At 69.7% G+C, this 17,309-nt stretch carries 15 protein-coding genes and 2 tRNA genes; 2 read left to right on the forward strand and 15 right to left on the reverse strand.

The genetic code is table 11. The annotated features are described in order from the left end of the window. Nucleotides 1–2: 2 nt before the first annotated feature. Nucleotides 3–95 (forward strand) — tRNA-Ser (locus tag MW290_RS19230). Nucleotides 96–219: 124 nt separating this feature from the next. Here the strand turns inward: MW290_RS19230 and MW290_RS19235 are convergent. The 6 genes from MW290_RS19235 to MW290_RS19255 form a co-directional block, all read right to left on the reverse strand. Beyond that, nucleotides 220–1,020: an MBL fold metallo-hydrolase gene (locus tag MW290_RS19235; protein ID WP_250199302.1), complete on the reverse strand. Its 801-nt coding sequence runs from the start codon at nucleotides 1,018–1,020 to the stop codon at nucleotides 220–222. A 112-nt stretch (nucleotides 1,021–1,132) separates the two neighbouring features. Then, nucleotides 1,133–2,329 carry an NlpB/DapX family lipoprotein gene (gene bamC, locus MW290_RS19240; protein ID WP_250199303.1) on the reverse strand — a complete coding sequence of 399 codons (1,197 nt, stop codon included), beginning with the start codon at nucleotides 2,327–2,329 and terminating at the stop codon, nucleotides 1,133–1,135. Between the two features lie 79 nt (nucleotides 2,330–2,408). Next, nucleotides 2,409–3,290 carry a 4-hydroxy-tetrahydrodipicolinate synthase gene (gene dapA / locus MW290_RS19245; RefSeq protein ID WP_250199304.1) on the reverse strand — a complete coding sequence of 294 codons (882 nt, stop codon included), beginning with the start codon at nucleotides 3,288–3,290 and terminating at the stop codon, nucleotides 2,409–2,411. 55 nt (nucleotides 3,291–3,345) lie between these two features. Continuing rightward, a complete protein-coding gene (locus MW290_RS19250) occupies nucleotides 3,346–3,885 on the reverse strand; it encodes a class I SAM-dependent methyltransferase (RefSeq protein ID WP_250200055.1) in 540 nt (179 codons plus the stop codon). Continuing rightward, complete coding sequence (locus MW290_RS33050; RefSeq protein ID WP_259373493.1) at nucleotides 3,885–4,013, reverse strand: hypothetical protein; 129 nt, start codon at nucleotides 4,011–4,013, stop codon at nucleotides 3,885–3,887. The genes MW290_RS19250 and MW290_RS33050 overlap by 1 nt, the downstream gene beginning before the upstream one ends. Next, nucleotides 4,010–5,230 carry an MFS transporter gene (locus MW290_RS19255; protein ID WP_250199305.1) on the reverse strand — a complete coding sequence of 407 codons (1,221 nt, stop codon included), beginning with the start codon at nucleotides 5,228–5,230 and terminating at the stop codon, nucleotides 4,010–4,012. Before MW290_RS19255 ends, MW290_RS33050 begins: the two co-directional genes overlap by 4 nt. A gap of 103 nt (nucleotides 5,231–5,333) precedes the next feature. Between MW290_RS19255 and MW290_RS19260 the strand changes: the two genes are divergently transcribed. Further along, nucleotides 5,334–7,304, forward strand: coding sequence for a DNA topoisomerase IV subunit B (locus MW290_RS19260; protein ID WP_250199306.1), 1,971 nt, complete (start codon nucleotides 5,334–5,336; stop codon nucleotides 7,302–7,304). Here MW290_RS19260 and MW290_RS19265 read toward each other — a convergent pair. The 9 genes from MW290_RS19265 to MW290_RS19305 form a co-directional block, all read right to left on the reverse strand. Then, nucleotides 7,301–7,990, reverse strand: a complete 690-nt coding sequence (locus tag MW290_RS19265) for an HAD family hydrolase (RefSeq protein ID WP_250199307.1) — start codon at nucleotides 7,988–7,990, stop codon at nucleotides 7,301–7,303. The two genes, MW290_RS19260 and MW290_RS19265, sit on opposite strands and share 4 nt — an antisense overlap. Further along, nucleotides 7,987–9,618 carry an FGGY-family carbohydrate kinase gene (locus MW290_RS19270; RefSeq protein WP_250199308.1) on the reverse strand — a complete coding sequence of 544 codons (1,632 nt, stop codon included), beginning with the start codon at nucleotides 9,616–9,618 and terminating at the stop codon, nucleotides 7,987–7,989. The genes MW290_RS19265 and MW290_RS19270 overlap by 4 nt, the downstream gene beginning before the upstream one ends. Before the next feature lie 8 nt (nucleotides 9,619–9,626). Continuing rightward, nucleotides 9,627–10,355, reverse strand: a complete 729-nt coding sequence (locus MW290_RS19275; RefSeq protein ID WP_250199309.1) for an SDR family oxidoreductase — start codon at nucleotides 10,353–10,355, stop codon at nucleotides 9,627–9,629. A gap of 27 nt (nucleotides 10,356–10,382) precedes the next feature. Then, the gene (locus MW290_RS19280; RefSeq protein WP_250199310.1) at nucleotides 10,383–11,636 is read right to left on the reverse strand and encodes a sugar ABC transporter permease; all 1,254 of its coding nucleotides are present in this window, start codon (nucleotides 11,634–11,636) and stop codon (nucleotides 10,383–10,385) included. Next, nucleotides 11,633–12,451 (reverse strand): ATP-binding cassette domain-containing protein, encoded by an 819-nt coding sequence (locus MW290_RS19285; protein ID WP_250199311.1) that lies wholly within the window; start codon nucleotides 12,449–12,451, stop codon nucleotides 11,633–11,635. The genes MW290_RS19280 and MW290_RS19285 overlap by 4 nt, the downstream gene beginning before the upstream one ends. A gap of 8 nt (nucleotides 12,452–12,459) precedes the next feature. After that, a complete protein-coding gene (locus tag MW290_RS19290) occupies nucleotides 12,460–13,518 on the reverse strand; it encodes an ABC transporter substrate-binding protein (RefSeq protein ID WP_250199312.1) in 1,059 nt (352 codons plus the stop codon). A gap of 213 nt (nucleotides 13,519–13,731) precedes the next feature. After that, a complete protein-coding gene (locus MW290_RS19295) occupies nucleotides 13,732–14,616 on the reverse strand; it encodes an AraC family transcriptional regulator (RefSeq protein ID WP_250199313.1) in 885 nt (294 codons plus the stop codon). Nucleotides 14,617–14,836: 220 nt separating this feature from the next. After that, a tRNA-Asn gene (locus tag MW290_RS19300) sits at nucleotides 14,837–14,912 on the reverse strand. A 36-nt stretch (nucleotides 14,913–14,948) separates the two neighbouring features. Further along, entirely contained in the window at nucleotides 14,949–17,081 is a 2,133-nt protein-coding gene (locus MW290_RS19305; protein ID WP_250199314.1) for a TonB-dependent siderophore receptor, read from the reverse strand. Between the last annotated feature and the right edge of the window lie 228 nt (nucleotides 17,082–17,309).

Below are 17,309 nucleotides of genomic sequence, written 5' to 3' on the forward strand. Positions count from 1 at the left end.
ATGGAGTCGTGACCGAGTGGCCGAAGGTGCTCCCCTGCTAAGGGAGTATGTGGGCAAAACCTGCATCGAGGGTTCGAATCCCTCCGACTCCGCCAAACAGGCCCAGTCCAACGCAAGTTGAGCCAGCCGCAAACAAAGCCCCGCCAGACGGGGCTTTTTTGTGCGCGTTCGGTTTTCAGGGTGCGGCGGGGCGGCAGCTCCGCAAGCGGGCTCGGCGCTTCAGCCCGCGTCCAGCCAGGGGCTGCCTTGCAGCGCGTCGGCCACGATGATCTCGGTGGCGCTGCAGCCCAGCACACCGCTCAAGGCGGCGGCAGCCAGCTCGGGCGTGTTGTTCTGCTGGCTCAAGTGAGCCGCCACCACATGGCGCAAGCCGGTGTGGCGACAGCGGTCCAGGATGGTGGCCGATTGCGTGTTGGCCAGGTGGCCGCGCACGCCGCCGACGCGGCGCTTCAGGAAGAACGGATAGGGCCCGTCGGCCAGCATCTGCGCGTCGTGGTTGCATTCCAGCAGCAGCGCATGGCAGTCGCTCAAATGGCCCATCACGGCCTCGGTGGGCTCGCCCAGGTCGGTGAGCACGCCCAGCCGGGCCACGCCGTCGGTGCAGCGCAATTGCAGGGGTTCGGCGGCATCGTGCGGCACGCCGAAGGGCGTGACCTGCAGGCCGCCCAGCTCGATGGGTACGCCATCCAGTGCCACGTGGCGCACCAGCTCTGCGCCCACCGCACGCAGCGGCGCCGGCTTGCGGTCCATGGCCTGCCAGGTCCCCAGGCTGGCCCACACGGGCACGCCATGGCGGCGGCCCAGCTGCAGTGCGCAGCCGACGTGGTCGCTGTGTTCATGGGTGATGAACACGGCGTCGAGCATCGAAGGGGTGAGGCCGGCGGGTGCCAGCCGGCGCGTGAGTTCGCGCAGGGAGAAGCCGCAATCCACCAGCAGCCGCGTGGTGCGGCCATTGCGGGTGGATTCGATCAGCGTGCCGTTGCCGGTGCTGCCGCTGCCCAGGCTGCGGAATCTCAGCACAGGTGCAGCAGCTTCAACCGGCGCGCGGCCGGCGCCGGGCCGCTCCCAAGGCGGCCGCGCCACCCGCTCGGCGGGTGGTCCCGCACCGCAGGTGCGCGACCGGGTGCACCATTCACTTGAGGTCGTCGGCCAGGATGCGGACGATGCGCTGGCCGATGTCGGTGTTCTCGGGCTGGCCGGCCGAGGTGTACACCGCCACCGTGGTCTGGTTGCCGGTGGTCTTGAGGTTGATGCGGTAGCGGCCCGGACCGGTGAGGGTGTTCTTGCCCTTGTCGTCGCCCCAGCTGAACAGCTTGGAGAAGAAGCCCGGCTCTTCCTTGCCGGCCATCTTGGGGTCGGCGTAGCGCACGTAGTAGATGCCGCCGGCACGGTCGCGGTCTTCCACCGTGAAGCCGCCGCGGTCCAGCGCCAGGCCCACACGGCGCCAGGCGCGGTCGAAGCCTTCGTCCACCGTCAACGTGGCGGCGTCCTGGCCAGGCACCACGCGGGCACGGGCGCTCACCGGCGTGCCGGGCGCCGCTGGTGCGCCATTGGGTGCGGCCGCGCCGGCCGAGGCCACCGCCTGATCGGCGCGGGTCTTGTCGGCGCCCAGCTTGACCATCAGGCGCTGCAGGAATTCGGCTTCCAGCTCAGGGTCGGCCGGGCGCACGGTCCAGTTGGTCTGGTCGCGTTCGCGGCTGGTGTACACCTCCTGCATGCCGCGGTGGCTGATGTACACCTCGGTGCCGCCGGCCACGCGTTCCACCCGGGTGCGGAACTTGTCGCGTTCACCGGTGGAGTACAGCGAATCGAGCACGCGGCCCAGCGTGCGGCGGATGATGTCGTCGGCGATCTTGGCGCGGTTCTCGGCCCAGTCGGTTTCCATCACGCCGGCCTGCGGGCTGTCGGTGGCCAGCACGAAGCCGCGCTCCTGCCAGAACTGCTGCAGCTGGGGCCACAGTTGCTCAGGCGTGGCAGGCACGAACAGCCAGCGCTGGTTGCCGTCGCGCAGCACGCGGATGTCGCCGATGGCTTGCGGCGCCACGGTCTGCGTGGCCTCCGGCGCGGCGGGGTTGGCGGCGCCCGGCACGTTGGCATTGGCTTGGTAGCCGGCAGCGCTCACGCTGCCCGAAGCGGCCTGGTAGCGGCCGTCGCGGGCCAGCTGGGTCAGGTCGGGCGGCACCTCCAGCGGCGATTGCGACTGCCGAGCCTTGCTGCGGTAGTCGATCTTGTCGCCCGACATCAGGTTCTCGACGCTCGAGCATCCGGCCAGCGTGGCCATGAGCGCCAGGACGGCCAGCGCGGTGGTGGAACGGTTCAGTTGACGCATCGGGAGAGGCCGCCGACGCTGCGAGGCGCCGGACGAAAAGTTGTCGGACGGGGGAGGGGAAAGGCGCGAGGCGTTCGGCTTACAGCACGCCGCTGTCGCGCAGGGCCTTTTCGACCACCGGCTGCAGGGCTGCGTCCAGCGGGGTGAGCGGCAGGCGCAGCGCCGGGCCGCAGCGGCCCAGGCGGTTCAGCGCCCACTTCACGGGAATGGGGTTGGGTTCGCAGAACAGCTGCTTGTGCAGCGGCAGCAGCTGCAGGTGCAGCTTGCGGGCCAGCAATGCGTCGCCGTTGACGGCGGCGATGCACAGCTCGTGCATCAGGCGCGGCGCCACGTTGGCGGTGACGCTGACGTTGCCCTTGCCACCCAGCAGCATCAAGGCCACGGCGGTGCCGTCGTCGCCCGAATACACCGAAAAGCTTTCGGGCAGTTCGCGCACCAACCAGGCGGCGCGTTCGATGTTGCCGGTGGCTTCCTTGATGCCGATGATGCCCGGTACCTGCGCCAGGCGCAGCGTGGTCTCAACGCTCATGTCGGCCACGGTGCGGCCGGGCACGTTGTACAGCACCACCCGAAGGTCCACCGCCTCGGCGATGGTCTTGAAGTGGCGGTAGATGCCTTCCTGCGTCGGCTTGTTGTAGTAGGGCACCACCTGCAGCGAGCAGTCGGCGCCCACCTTCTTGGCGAAGCGGGTCAGCTCGATGGCTTCCTGCGTGGAATTGGCGCCGGCGCCGGCCATGATGGGCACGCGGCCCGCCGCCTGCTCCACCGCCACGCGGATGATCTCGCAATGCTCTTCCACCGAGACGGTGGGCGATTCGCCGGTGGTGCCGACCACACCAATGCAGTCGGTGCCTTCGGCGATGTGCCAGTCGATCAGCTTGCGCAGTGCGGGGTAGTCGACGCTGCCGTCTTCGTGCATCGGCGTGATCAGCGCGACGATGCTGCCAACAATCGGTTTCATAGCGGTACCGGCTTCTTCCTAATCGACGGAGTTTAACCGTCGGCCGGCAGGCCCCTCACAGGGGATAACGAGCCGGCTCGGCCGGGGCAGCGCCGGGCTGCACGGCCGCGATGCGCTGCGCGAAGCGGGGCGGCGAGGCCAGGAATCCGTCCTCGTACGCGACGATGCGCAGGCCTTGTGCCACCGTCAGCAGTTCGCCCGGCCGCAGCAGGAAATCGGGTCGCGAGGGCTTGCCGATGCTGGCCTGGCCCTCGGTAAAAGTTTCGTAAATCAGCAGGCCACCGGGCGCCAGGCACTGCAGCAGCGTGGGCATCAAAGGGCGCCACAGGTAGTGGGTCACGACCACGGCGTCGAAGGTCTCGCCCGGCAGCGGCCACGGTCCGGCTTCGATGTCGGCCACCACCAGCCGGCCCAGCGGCTGCAAGGGCGCCAGCGCCTGCGCGTCGCGGTCGACGCCCGTCACCGCATGGCCGCGTGCGGCCAACCAGCGCAGGTGGCGGCCGCTGCCGCAGGCCACGTCCAGCACGTGGCCGCCGGGGCGGATCAGCGGCGCCCAGCGCTGCACCCAGGCCGAGGGTTCGGTGCCGCCGTGCATCAGAAGCAGGCCCACACCTGGTTGGCGAGCTCGACCATCAAGCTGGGTTGCATGTAGGCCGCGAACACCGCGCCCAGCACCGCCAGTGCGGCGGTCCAGGCCAGCAGGCGTCGGCTGGCCGGCTTCATGCCGGCACCGCCGCCGGTTGCCGGGCGATCGGGCCTTCACGCACCGGCAGGTTGATGGCGGCGGCGAACAGGCCCAGCGCCGCGGCCAGCCACCACACCACGTCGTAGCTGCCGGTGGTGTCGTACAGCTTGCCGCCCAGCCACACCCCCAGGAAGCTGCCGATCTGGTGGCTGAGGAACACGAAGCCGCCCAGCGTGGACAGGTACTGCACGCCGAAGATCTGTGCCACCACGGCATTGGTGGGCGGCACGGTGGACAGCCAGAGGAAGCCCATCACCGCCGCGAACACGTACACGCTGGCCGGCGACAGCGGCACGAACAGGAAGACGACGATGGCCACCGTGCGCAGCGCATAGATGGTGGACAGGATGTGCCGCTTGGCCAGCCGCTGGCCCAGCACGCCTGCGGTGTAGGTACCGAACACGTTGAACAGGCCGATGAGCGCCAGCGCATAGGTGGCCACCTGCGGCGACAGGCCGTGGTCCTTCAGGTAGCTGGGCAGGTGCACGCCGATGAACACCACCTGGAAGCCGCAGACGAAGTAGCCCGCCATCAGGTAGCGGAAGCTGGGGTAGCCGAAGGCCTCGCGCAGCGCCTGCGGCAGGCTTTGGCGCGGGCCGGTGGGTGTGGCCACCGCAGGCTCGCGCAGTCCGAAGGCCAGCGGCAGGATGGCGATGGCCGCGATGCTGAGGATGAACAGCGCGTTCTGCCAGCCGAAGCCGCCGATCAGCCAGTTTTCCACCGGCACCATCAGGAACTGGCCGAAGGAGCCGGCCGCTGCGGCCACGCCCATCGCCCAGGAGCGGCGCTCGGGCGCCACATTGCGGCCGATGACGCCATAGATCACCGCATAGGTGGTGCCCGACTGCGCCATGCCGATCAGCAGCCCCGCGCTGCCCGCAAACGCCAGGCCCGAGGTGGACAGGGCCATCAGCACCAGACCCAGTGCGTACATGACGCCGCCCACCAGCAGCACCTTGAAGGCGCCGAACCGGTCGGCCAGCATGCCGGCCAGCGGGCCCGCCAGGCCCCAGGCCAGGTTCTGGATGGCCAGCGCCAGCGCAAAGGTCTCGCGCGTCCAGCCGCGGTCCATGGTGATGGGCTGCAGCCACAGGCCGAAGCCGTGCCGGATGCCCATGGACAGCGTGACGATCAGCGCGCCGCACAGCAGCACCTGGTTCATGGACAACGGGCGGGCGGGTACGGCGGGCTTCATCCCTGGAATCTATCCGAAACACCGCTTCACATTGGTGCAGCCGAGCCGGAGTGCCGACTGCCATCAGGGCGATGGCGGGCCGGTCCCTAGAATCCCGGTCGATATGGCAAGCAAGCAATCCAGTTACGGCGAAGCGTCCATCCGCGTGCTCAAGGGCCTGGAGCCCGTGAAGCAGCGCCCGGGCATGTACACCCGCACCGACAACCCGCTGCACATCGTGCAGGAGGTGATCGACAACGCAGCCGACGAGGCGCTGGCCGGCCATGGCAGGCGCATCGCGGTGACGCTGCATGCCGACGGCTCCATCGCGGTGGACGACGACGGCCGCGGCATTCCCTTCGGCCTGCACCCCGAAGAGCAGGTGCCGGTGATCGAGATCGTCTACACCCGGCTGCATGCGGGCGGCAAGTTCGACAAGGGCTCCGGCGGCGCCTACAGCTTCTCGGGCGGCCTGCACGGCGTGGGCGTGAGCGTGACCAACGCACTGGCCAAGCGGCTGGAAGTGGCGGTGTGGCGCGACGGCCAGCATGCCCGCCTGGCTTTTGCCGGCGGCGACGTGGTGGAGCCGCTGGTGGTGGCCAAGGCCGCCTCGGGCGACCGCAAGCACGGCACCAGCGTGCGCGTGTGGCCCGATGCCAAGTACTTCGAAAGCGCCGAGCTGCCGCGCAGCGAGCTGCTGCACCTGCTGCGCAGCAAGGCGGTGCTGATGCCGGGCGTGACCGTCACGCTGACCACCGAAAAAACCGGCGAGACACTGACCTGGCAGTACAAGGCCGGCCTGCGCGACTACCTGATGCAGCACCTGGCCGCCGATCCGGTGATTCCGCTGTTCGAGGGTGAGCAGTTCGCCGGCGCGGCCGAGACCGAGAACTTCGCCGAAGGCGAGGGCGCCTCCTGGTGCGTGGCCTACACCGAAGAAGGCCCGACGCTGCGCGAGAGCTACGTCAACCTGATTCCCACGGTGGCCGGCGGCACGCACGAAGCCGGTTTGAAGGACGGCCTCTTCGGCGCCATCAAGGGCTTCATCGAGATGCATTCGCTGATGCCCAAGGGCGTGAAGCTGATGCCCGAGGACGTGTTCTCGCGCGCCAGCTTCGTGCTCAGCGCCAAGGTGCTCGACCCGCAGTTCCAGGGCCAGATCAAGGAACGCCTGAACAGCCGCGACGCGCTGCGGCTGGTGTCGGCCTTCACCAAGCCGGCGCTGGAGCTGTGGCTCAACCAGCATGTGGCCCACGGCAAGCGCCTGGCCGAGCTGGTGATCAAGCAGGCGCAGACGCGCCAGCGCGCCAGCCAGAAGGTGGAAAAGCGCAAGGGCTCGGGCGTGGCGGTGCTGCCCGGCAAGCTCACCGATTGCGAGAGCCGCGACCTGGCGCTGAACGAAGTGTTCCTGGTGGAAGGCGACTCGGCCGGCGGCAGCGCCAAGATGGGCCGCGACAAGGAAACCCAGGCCGTGCTGCCCTTGCGCGGCAAGGTGCTCAACGCCTGGGAGGTGGAGCGCGACCTGCTGTTCAAGAACAACGAGATCCACGACATCGCGGTGGCCATCGGCGTGGACCCGCACGGCCCCACCGACGAGCCGGACCTCACCGGCCTGCGCTACGGCAAGGTGTGCATCTTGAGCGATGCGGACGTGGACGGCTCGCACATCCAGGTGCTGCTGCTGACGCTGTTCTTCCGCCACTTTCCCAAGCTCATCGAGCGTGGCCACATCTACATCGCCAAGCCGCCGCTCTTTCGCATCGACGCGCCGGCCCGCGGCAAGAAGCCGGCGGCCAAGATCTATGCGCTGGACGAAGGCGAGCTGACCGCCGCACTGGACAAGCTGCGCAAGGAAGGCGCGCGTGAAGGCAGCTGGACCATCAGCCGCTTCAAGGGCCTGGGCGAGATGAGCGCCGAGCAGCTGTGGGACACCACGCTCAACCCCGACACCCGCCGCCTGCTGCGCGTGGACTTCGGCGCGCTGGACTTCGGCAGCACCGTGCAGTCGATGACCAAGCTGATGGGCAAGGGCGAAGCCGCTGCCCGCCGCGAGCTGATGGAGCTGCGCGGCGACGACGTGGAGGTGGACGTTTAAGCGGACGTATAAGCAGCCGATCCGGCCCGCGGCAGCGCGGCCACGAAGTCGGGCCTGATGGCCGACAGGTGCTGCACCACCGCGTGGCCCAGCGCCAGCTCGGCCGGCCGCAGCGGAAATGCCTCGCCCGGCGCCGCGATGGCCCACAGGCCGGCGGCCCGCAGCGCACGCAGGCCGTTGGCCGAATCTTCGATGCCGGCGGCGCGTGAGGGCGCCACGCCCAGCGCGGCCACCGCGCGCTGGTAGATCTCGGGGTGCGGCTTGCCGTGGCGCACCTCGTCGCCACACACCGTGGCCTGAAAGTGCTTGCCAAAGCCGGTGAGCCGCAGCGCACAGTCGGCCAGTTCACGCGGCGAGCCGGTGGCCAGCGCCAGCGGCCAGCGTTGGCCCAGCGCGGCCAGCACCTCGGCCGCACCGGGGCGCACGGGCAGGTCGGTCTCGAAGGCGCGCTGCACACGGCCCAGGATGTCGGTAGCCAGTTCGGCGGGGCTGATGTCGGTCAGCGCCAGGCGTTCGCACATGCGCACCGACCACACCTCGGTGCTGCAGCCCATCAGGGCTTCCTGATCCTCCTGCCGCCAGGGCAGGCCGCGCTCGGCGGCAAAGTCTTCGCGCACGCGTTGCCACAGCACTTCGGAGTCGATCAGCACGCCGTCCATGTCGAACACCACGGCCTCGATCGTCATGCCAGACCCTTCTCGGCCTCGCGGATCTCGCGGGTGACCGCCTGCAGGCGCTGGAAGGCCTGGTAGCGCCCCGCGTGCGCGGCGGCAATGCGCCCGCCCGCCGGCTCATAGCGCTGGCCGGTGTGCGACATCGCGGCCATGGCCGCCGGCGCATCGGCAAAGCAGCGGGCTGCCAGCGCGCCCAGGATGGCGGCGCCCAGCAGCACCGGCTCTTCGGCCTGCGTGGCCAGCACCGGCTTGCCGGTGGCGTCGGCCAGCAGCTGCCGCACCAGGTCCAGCCGGCCGGCGCCGCCACTGATGACCACCTGCTGCACCGGCGCACCGGCTGCAGCCTGCACGTCGATGATCTGGCGCAGGCCGTAGCCGATGCCGCACAGCCCCGCCACGTACAGCGCCAGCAGGCTGTCCAGGTCGCTGTCCATGCCCAGGCCGGCGATGCAGGCGCGGGCATGCGGGTCGGCATGCGGCGCGCGGTTGCCCAGGAACTCGGGCAGCACGTGCAGGCCGGCGGCCAGGCGCGCGCTGTCCGAAGGTTGCGGGCAGCGCTGGGCCACCTGCTGCGCCAGCCAGGCCGGCAGCGGCTGGCCTTGCGCGGCGGCGGTGCGGGCCGCTTCGGGCGCGGCCGGGTGCAGCGCCAGCAGGCGCTCGATCGCGGCGCCGGCCACCGATTGCCCGCCTTCGTTGAGCCAGGCGCCCGGCACCATGGCCGAGAAGTACGGCCCCCACACGCCCGAGACGAACACCGGCTCGCGCGTGGTGGTCATGGTGCAGGACGAGGTGCCGAACACATAACCCAGGCTGTCCACCGGGTCGCCGGCCGCGCCCACGGTGCCCAGGCCGCCGGCGTGGGCGTCAATCAGGCCGGCCGCCACCGGCGTGCCCGGCAGCAGGCCCAGCGCCGCGGCGGCTTCGGCCGTCAGGCCCTGACCCAGCGGCGTGCCGGGGGGCACCGCACGGCGGCCGATGCGCTTGAAGCCTTCATCGGCCAGCATGCCCAGGCCGATGGTGCGGAAGTAGCTCTCGTCCCAGCGCTGCTCATGCGCCAGATAGGTCCACTTGCAGGTGATGGTGCAGGTGGAGCGGGCCAGGTCGCCGCTGGCGCGCCAGGTCAGGTAGTCGGTGAGGTCGAAGAACTGCCAGGCGGCGTTGAACACCGCGGGCCGGTGCTCGTGCAGCCACAGCAGCTTGGGCGTTTCCATCTCGGGCGAGATGCGGCCGCCCACGTAGCGCAGCACCGGGTGGCCGGTGGCGTTGATGCGCTCGGCCTGGGCCACCGCCCGGTGATCCATCCACACGATGATGTCGCGCGCCGGGTCTTCCGAAGTGCCCACCGGCAGCGGCTGGCCACCTTCGCCCAGCACCACCAGCGAGCAGGTGGCATCGAAGCCGATGCCCGCTACCTGGGCCGCGGGCACGCCGGCGCTGGCCAGCGTGTCTTGCACCGAGCGGCACACTGCGGCCCAGATGTCGGTGCTGGATTGTTCGACGATGGCGCCCGCCGCATGGAAGGTCTGGATGTCGTGCTTGGCCGTGGCCACCATGCGGCCCTGCAGGTCGAACAGGCCGGCGCGGGCGCTGCCGGTGCCGACGTCGACACCGATCACGTAGCGGGGGTCGGGTGTGCTCATCATCGTGGTCACAGGTCGACGCTGTTGGGCAGGATCACCAGGTCGCGCACCGTCACGCCGCGCGGCCGCGTGAGCATGAACAGCACCGCCTCGGCCACTTCCACCGGCTGCATCAGGCTGCCGTTGGCCAGGGCCTCATCCATCTTCGCTTGCGGCCAGTCATCCAGCAAGGCGGTGACCACCGGCCCCGGCGCCACCGCGCCCACGCGGATGCCGTGCGGCGCCAGCTGCCGGCGCGTGGTGTGCACGAAGGCCTGCACCGCGAACTTCGAGGCCGTGTAGATCGGCTCCCACACCACCGGCACCAGCCCGGCGATCGAGCTGGTGAAGATGATGTCGCCCGACTTCTGCGCCATCAGGTGCGGCAGCACCGCATGCACCGAGCGGAAGGCCGCATTGATGTTGAGCTGCAGCATGCGGTCCCAGTCGTCGGGGTTGCCTTCGGCCACCGGCCCGCCCACATAGGCGCCGGCGTTGGCATGGAAGATGTCCAGCCCGCCGGCCAGATCGAGGATGCGGGGCAGCAGCCCCGACACCTCGGCCGGCTGCAGCAGGTCCAGCGTCAGCGGAAGGGCCTGCGGCCCCAACGCCTCGCACAGGCTGGCCAGCTTGTCGGCCGCGCGGTCGATCAGCACCACCTTGGCGCCGGCGCGCAGCAGTTCGCGCGCGCATTCGAGACCGATGCCGGAGGCCGCACCGGTGATGGCGGCCACCTTGCCCTGGATGGATTGACTCATGGTCGTGGTTCTCCTGCCGCGCGACCTTCAGGCGCGGCCATGGGACACGCGGGACTGCCGCGCCAGGGAATCGACGATCACCGCGATGGCCAGCACGGCGCCGGTGATCATGAAGCGCAGCGACGACGACAGGTTGAGCAGCGTCAGCCCGCTGGCGATGGACTGGATGACGATGATGCCGAGCACCGCCGAGTAGGCGCTGCCGCGGCCGCCGAAGAGGCTGGTGCCGCCGATCACCGCCGCTGCGATGGCGTTGAGGTTGACGTCGCCGGTGCCGGCCTGCTGGCTGGACGAGGCCAGCCGCGCCGCCCCCAGCACGCCGCCCAGCGCGGCCAGGCTGGCGCACAGCATGAAGGCGCTGGTGTAGATGCCCTTGACGCTGATGCCGGCGCGCCGCGCCGCCTCGGGGTTGCCGCCGACAGCGAACATCGACCGACCCCACTTCGTGCGCGTCAGCGCGTACTGCATCAGCACCGCCAGGCCCAGGAACAGGCCGAACATCAGCGGCACGCCGCGCCCCTGCGACAGGTAGGCCACCACCGCCACCAGCAGCACCGTCAGCGCCCCGCTGCGGGCCAGCAGGCCGGCGAGCGATGGTGCCGACAGCTGGGCCGCGCTGCGGCGCTGGCGGGTGCGCAGGCCACCCACCAGGATGACCAGGCCCGGCAGCACCGCCAGCGCGAACGAGACCGGCGTGGGGATGATCATCAGCTGCCCGAAGTCCACCAGCGTGGCGCCGTACGGCAGGTTGATGGAACCGCTGGGCCCCAGCACATACAGCTGCATGCCCAGGATGGCCAGCAGCCCGGCCAGCGTGGTAACGAAGCTGGGCATGCCCAGCCGGTTGAGCAGCGCGGCATACAGCGCACCGAAGGCCGCGCCCACCGCCAGCGCGGCGGCGATGGCCCCGAGCACCGGCCAGCCCTGGTTGACCCACAAGGTGCCCACCAGCGCGGAGGCGAAGCCGCTCATCGAGCCCACCGACAGGTCGATCTGGCCCAGCATCAGCACGCACACGATGCCCAGCGCGATGACGCCCACCGTGGAGCAGTCGAACAGCAGGTTCACCAGGTTGTTGGGCGACAGGAACACCGGGTTGAGCGCGGTGAACACGCTCCAGATGATGACCAGGCCGACGATCACCGGCAGCGAGCCGAGGTCGCCGGACTTCACCCGGCCGATGAAGGCGGCGACCACGTCGCCCAGGCTGGCGGCATGCTTGACGCGCACGTCGCTGCGGTCGAGCAGCGGGCCCGCCGTGTGGGGGGTGCTGGTGTTCATGGCTGGGCCTCCTGAAGGTGGGCGGGGGGCTGCGCCTGGCGCCGGCTGGCGCGGCGCGACACCGCGTTCTCGGTGGCGCCGGTGATGGCGGCGATCAGGTCCTCGTTGGACGACTCGGGCGTGAACACGCCGTTGTTGCGGCCCAGGCGCAGCACCACGATGCGGTCGGCCACCGCCCGCACGTCTTCCATGTTGTGGCTGATCATGATCACCGCGTGGCCACGGGCGCGCACGCGCTCGATCAGATTCAGCACCTCGGCCGTCTGCGCCACGCCCAGCGCGGCGGTGGGTTCGTCCAGCATGATGAGCTTGGGGTCCAGCAGCAGCGAGCGGGCGATGGCCACCGTCTGCCGCTGGCCGCCGGACAGCGAGGCCACCACGTCGCGCACGCTGGGAATGCGGGCCGACAGCTCGTTGAGCAGCGTCCAGGCGCGCACCTCCATCGCCACCTCGTCCAGCTGCCAGGGGTTCTTCTCGCGGCCCAGGAAGATGTTGGCCACCACGTCCAGGTTCTCGCACAGGGCCAGGTCCTGGAACACGGTGGCGATGCCCAGGTCCAGCGCCTTCGACGGGCTGTCGAGCGAGACCTCCCGGCCGTCGAAGGTGATGCTGCCCGAGGTGGGCTGGTGCACGCCGGCCAGGATCTTGATCAGGGTGGACTTGCCGGCGCCGTTGTCGCCGACCAGCGCCACCACCTCGCCGGCATGCACGTCGAGGTCGATGTCGGTCAGCGCCGACACCGCACCGAAGCGCTTGCACACGCCGCGCAGGCTGAGCACGGGCGGGCCGCTGCGGGCCTTTGCTTCATGGCTCATGCCGCGCCTTACTTGCCGATGCCCAGCTTGGCGCAGCCTTCCGCATAGCGGCCGGTGCACAGCTCGGCTGCGGTGGCGATGCCCTTGTCGATGATCTCGGCCTTGAGGTTCTTGGCCGTGACCACCGCCGGCGTGAACAGCTGCGAGGGCGTGTTGTAGAGCTGGGTCTCGGCCTTGGGCGCCTTGCCTTCCAGGAAGCCCACCGCCACCCGCGCCGCCGCGGCGGCCACGATCTCGCTGGGCTTGGAGATGGTGTTGTACTGGTCGCCCGCGATGATGAGCTGCAGTGCCGAGGTCGTCGCGTCGTTGCCGCTGACCGGCGGCACCGGGTTGCGGCCCGCGGCCTTGAAGGCGGCGATGGTGCCGCCCGCGGTGCCGTCGTTGGCGGCCACCACGCCCACGATGTCGTTGCCGAAGCGCGTGATCTGGCCGCTCACCCATTGCTGGGCCTTGGGCGGGGCCCATTCCGGCGTGTCGAACTCGGCCAGCTTCTTGTAGCCGCCCGCCTGGATGCCGGCGTTGATGCCCTTCTTGATCAGGCCCGCGGCGGCGTCGGTGGGCGAGCCGTTGACCTGCAGCACGCCACCCTTGCCGGTGGGCACGCCCGCGGCCTTGAGCGCCTGCATCAGCGAGTCGGCGATGGCGCGGCCGATGCCTTCGTTGTCGAAGGACACGTAGTAGTCGGCCGGCGTGGCCGGCACCGGGCGGTCGTAGGCGATGACCTTGACGCCCTGCGACTGCGCCATGCGCACCAGCGAGGCGGCGGCGGTGGAATCCACCGGGTCGAGCACGATGACCTTGGCGCCCTGGGCGATCACCGAGTTGAACTGCTGCTGCTGCAGCGACACGTCGGCGTTGGCGTTCTGGTAGAGCAGCTTGCAGTCAGGGCACAGCTTGGCCATCTCGGCCTTGAAGCCCGGCCAGTCATGCTTCTCGTAGCGCGTGGACGCCTGGTCGGGCATCAGAAAGGCCACGGTGCCGCTGGGCGCGGCCAGGGTGGTGGTGGCGGCCGCCACGCCCAGGATGAGCGCGCCGAGGCGGGTCGCCGTGTTCAAGATCTGCTTCATCTTTTGTCTCCTGCTCAGGTAGTGGGGCAGCGGTGCTGCCGTGAAAGCCGCTGGCGGCTGGGGTGCGTTGCGCGATGGCGCGTTGAACGTGGGGTGAACCGATCCCGGCCGCTCGCTGTCAGGCGGGCGGCCTCGGGGCTGTCAGGGTGGGTGGGTCGGCTAGCGGCGCCGATCAGGGCGGCGCGGCGGCGGCGGGGCGACGGAAGCGCGGCATCAGGCGGCCTTTCGTTCGCCGACGTTCTCGGCCAGCAGCGCCCGGAAGTGCGAGGGCTGCAGCCCCTTCTGGCGCAGGAACTGGCGGTTGAAGTTGGAGATGTTGCGAAAGCCCGCCGCGAAGCAGATGTCGGTGATGGCCATCGAGGGCTCGCTCATCATCAGCTGGCAGGCCAGGTTGATGCGCAGGCGGTTGACGTACTGGCTCAGGCCCAGGCCGGTGTGCCGCCGGAAGCTGCGCGAGAAGCCGCTGGGGTTGAGCCGCGCGATGGCGGCCAGCTCGGTCTCGGTGAACTTCTCGGTGAGGTGGGCGCTGATGTAGGCGATGGCTTCGTTGATGCCATCGGCCATGTAGCCCGACGGGTCGGGGTGGTAGGCCTCGCTGGCCAGCGGCTGCACGCCACGGGCGCGGCTGAGCGCGCCGATGATGGCGATGAACAGCTCGATGCGGCGCAGGTCGCTGGCCGTCACCAGCTCGGCCAGCAGCGGCCCCACGCGGGCGGCCGTGTCGGGCGTGAACAGCGCGCCGCGGCGGCTGAGCTGCAGCAGCGGCTGGAAGGCCGTCAGCTCGGGCAGCAGCGCGGTGGCGTCGTGCACGAACTGCTCGGAGAACTGCAGCACCCGGCCCCGCAGCGGCACGCTGGTGCCGGCCGGCAGGTCGCTCACCCAGTTGTGCGGCAGGTTGGGCCCGGTGAGCACCAGGTTGCCCGGCCCGAAGTGGCCGATGTGGTCGCCCACGAAGTAGTGGCCGCTGGTGTGCACCACATGGTGCAGTTCGTACTCGGGATGGAAGTGCCAGCGCACGGTATGGAAGGGATAGCCGTGCTCCCAGGCCTTGAACGATTCTGCGCGCCCAATCTGTACCACCTCGAGGTCCGGCTTCATCGACCTTGCTCCTTGACCGATGGAACCGATGTTAGGCAAGGGCCATGGAGGGGGCTACTACGAAGCCGGCGTGGCGCCTGTACTTTTTTGACCTGCAACCAGGGGCGGGAGGTCGGAATTGCGTAGTTTCCCTAGGTGGGACATGTTGCCGTCTGTGGGGCGCCCGAGCGGACAAAGAAAAAAGGCCTTGCATCGCTGCAAGGCCTTTTCCTTCTGTTCTTGGCTCCCCGACCTGGGCTCGAACCAGGGACCTACGGATTAACAGTCCGGCGCTCTACCGACTGAGCTATCGGGGAACAGAGCCTCGCAGTATAGCTACTTTTTCGGGTGTGTCAAAGGTCTAGCTGAAAAGATGCGCGAAAAGTTCGTGGCGCCAGGGGGTAGAGGTACGCATGGCCGAACTGGAAGGGCGATTCGCGCCAGGCCCGCTTGTCGGTCAGGTTGTCCACGCCCAGCCGCCAGGTGACCTGGCTGCCCTGCAGCCGCTGCAGGTAGCGCAGGCCCAGGCTGGTGGTGGTCCAGCCGGGGATGCGGGCGCTGTTGTCCTCCAGCACCATCTTGTTGCCCTCGTACACCAGGCCGGCCTGCAGCTGCAGGCCGGGCACCGCCGGCATCGCATAGCTGCCTTGCAGCCGCAGCGTGCGCGGCGGCACGTTGGTGGGACGGTTGCCGTCGTTCGCGCCAAAGCCCTCGCCACGCACGCGGGCGTGCAGCCACATCGCGCTGGCATTCAGCTGCCAGGGGCCGGTGCGCCAGCCCAGGGCGGCCTCCAGGCCGCGGTGGCGCGCGCTGCCGGCGTTGCGGCGCACGCAGCTGTCATCGGCGTCGCAAACGTCAGCCGCCATCGGCCGGTCGATCGAGAAGGCCACCAGCGAGGCGTTGATGTCGCCTTCTTCGTGCTTGATGCCCAGCTCGGTCTGGCGGCTCTTCAGTGCCGGCAGCGCCTCGCCCGCATTGCGGTAGCGGCTGCGGTTGGGCACCACGTCCGATTCCAACCCCTGGCCCCAGCTTGCATAGACAAGTGTGGCCGGCGTCAACTCGTGGCTCAGCGCCAGCCAGGGCAGGGTCTCGCCCTGGCTGTAGCTGGTCGGGCGCGAGCCGTCGGTGCGCACGCTGTCGCGGTGCAGCCGGGTGTGGCGCAGGCCGGCCCACAGGCGCAGGTCCTGTGTCAGCGAGACCACGTCGCGCAGGTACAGCTCGGTGTTGCGCTCGTCGCGGTTGGTGTTGGCATCGCCCAGCGTGGGGTCGGGCTCCGTCACCGCCGTGCCGTCGATGTTGCCCACGCCCACGTAGTTGTAGGCCTGGCCCTGCAGCCGGCTCTTGTAGCGGGTGAACAGCACGCCGGTGCTGATCTGGTGGCTCAGGCCGGCCAGGCTTGCGCTGCCGCTGGCCGACAGGTCCAGCGCATCGCTGCGGCGGCGCTCGTTGTCGCTGCGGAAGTCGTAGAGGTCGAACGTGCCGTCGCTGCAGTAGCGGTCGTAATTGCCTTCGGCTTCACAGCCGAAAGGGTAGGCCAGCCGGTCGTCGCTGGTCAGCCGCTGCGTCATGCCATGGGCCACCAGGCGCCAGTCACCGCCCAGCTTCTGTTGCAGCCGCAGCGAGGCGGTGTTGCCCTCCAGCACCACCGGCTGCGACCACGGCTGGTTGTTGAGGTTGGTGCGCGGGTCGATGCGGCTGGCATCGGGCACGCGGCTGCCCAGCAGGCTGAAGCCGGGCACGCTGGGCTGGCTTTGCAGCGAATGCTCGAACTCGGCTTCCAGCAGCGTGTCGGGCGCAATGCGCCAGTCGCCGGCCAGCGACAGCTGGCGCGCATGGCCTTGCAGCGAACGGGTCTGCGGATCGAGGTGGTCGTAGGCCGCATTCACCCGCAGGCCGAACGCCTCGTTCTGGCCGAAGCGCTGGCTCAGGTCGGCGGCCACCCCCACGCTGCCGTTCTCGCGCCAGCTCAGGCCGGCACTGCGCACGTTGCCATCGGGCCGTTTGACCACGAAGTTCACCAGCCCGCCGGGGGCGCTGGTGCCGGCCTGGATGCCGCTGGTGCCCTTGAGCACCTCGATGCGTTCCTTGTTGGCCAGGCCGATGGCGGTCTCGGCATTGATGGGCAGGCCGTCGCGCCGGTAGTTGAAGCGGTTGTCCAGCACATAGCCGCGCACCGACAGGAAGCTCCAGTAGCCCTCGGAGTTGTAGGCGTCGGACAGGCTGGCGTCCAGCCGCGTCAGGTCGGACAGGCGCGTGGCGCCGAGGTCGTCCAACATCGTGGTGGTGATCACGTTGCCGGCCAGCGGCACCTTGGACAGCGGCTGGTTGCCAAAGCCGCCGATGCCGGGTGCGAGGTTCAGCACGCGGCCGGTGACTTCGATGGTTTGTGTGGCGGTGGCCGGGGTCTGCGCCTGGGCGGGCAGCATGGCCAGGCCGGCGGCGGCGGCCAGCGTGGTGAGCGAAAAGCGGAAAACAGCGGAAGCCATCGTAGTCTCAGGTCGATGGCAGGGTGCAAAGCGGCGTGGCGTGCGGCACCGGCGTAAGCGGTGCGGCGGACCGCGGTCCGTCGGCTTCCCTGCGCGAGGATTACCTCAATCAGGTTCAAAGGGACTGTCTCAGTCGGCCTGCCTGCGCAAGCCAACACCCCCAGCGAAGTGCCGCAGCCCGTGGGCTGCAGCAGCCGCGATTGTAGGCGGGGCTTCACATTTCTTCGC

It is taken from the genome of Aquincola tertiaricarbonis (genome assembly GCF_023573145.1).
GTDB lineage: Bacteria > Pseudomonadota > Gammaproteobacteria > Burkholderiales > Burkholderiaceae_C > Aquincola > Aquincola tertiaricarbonis_B.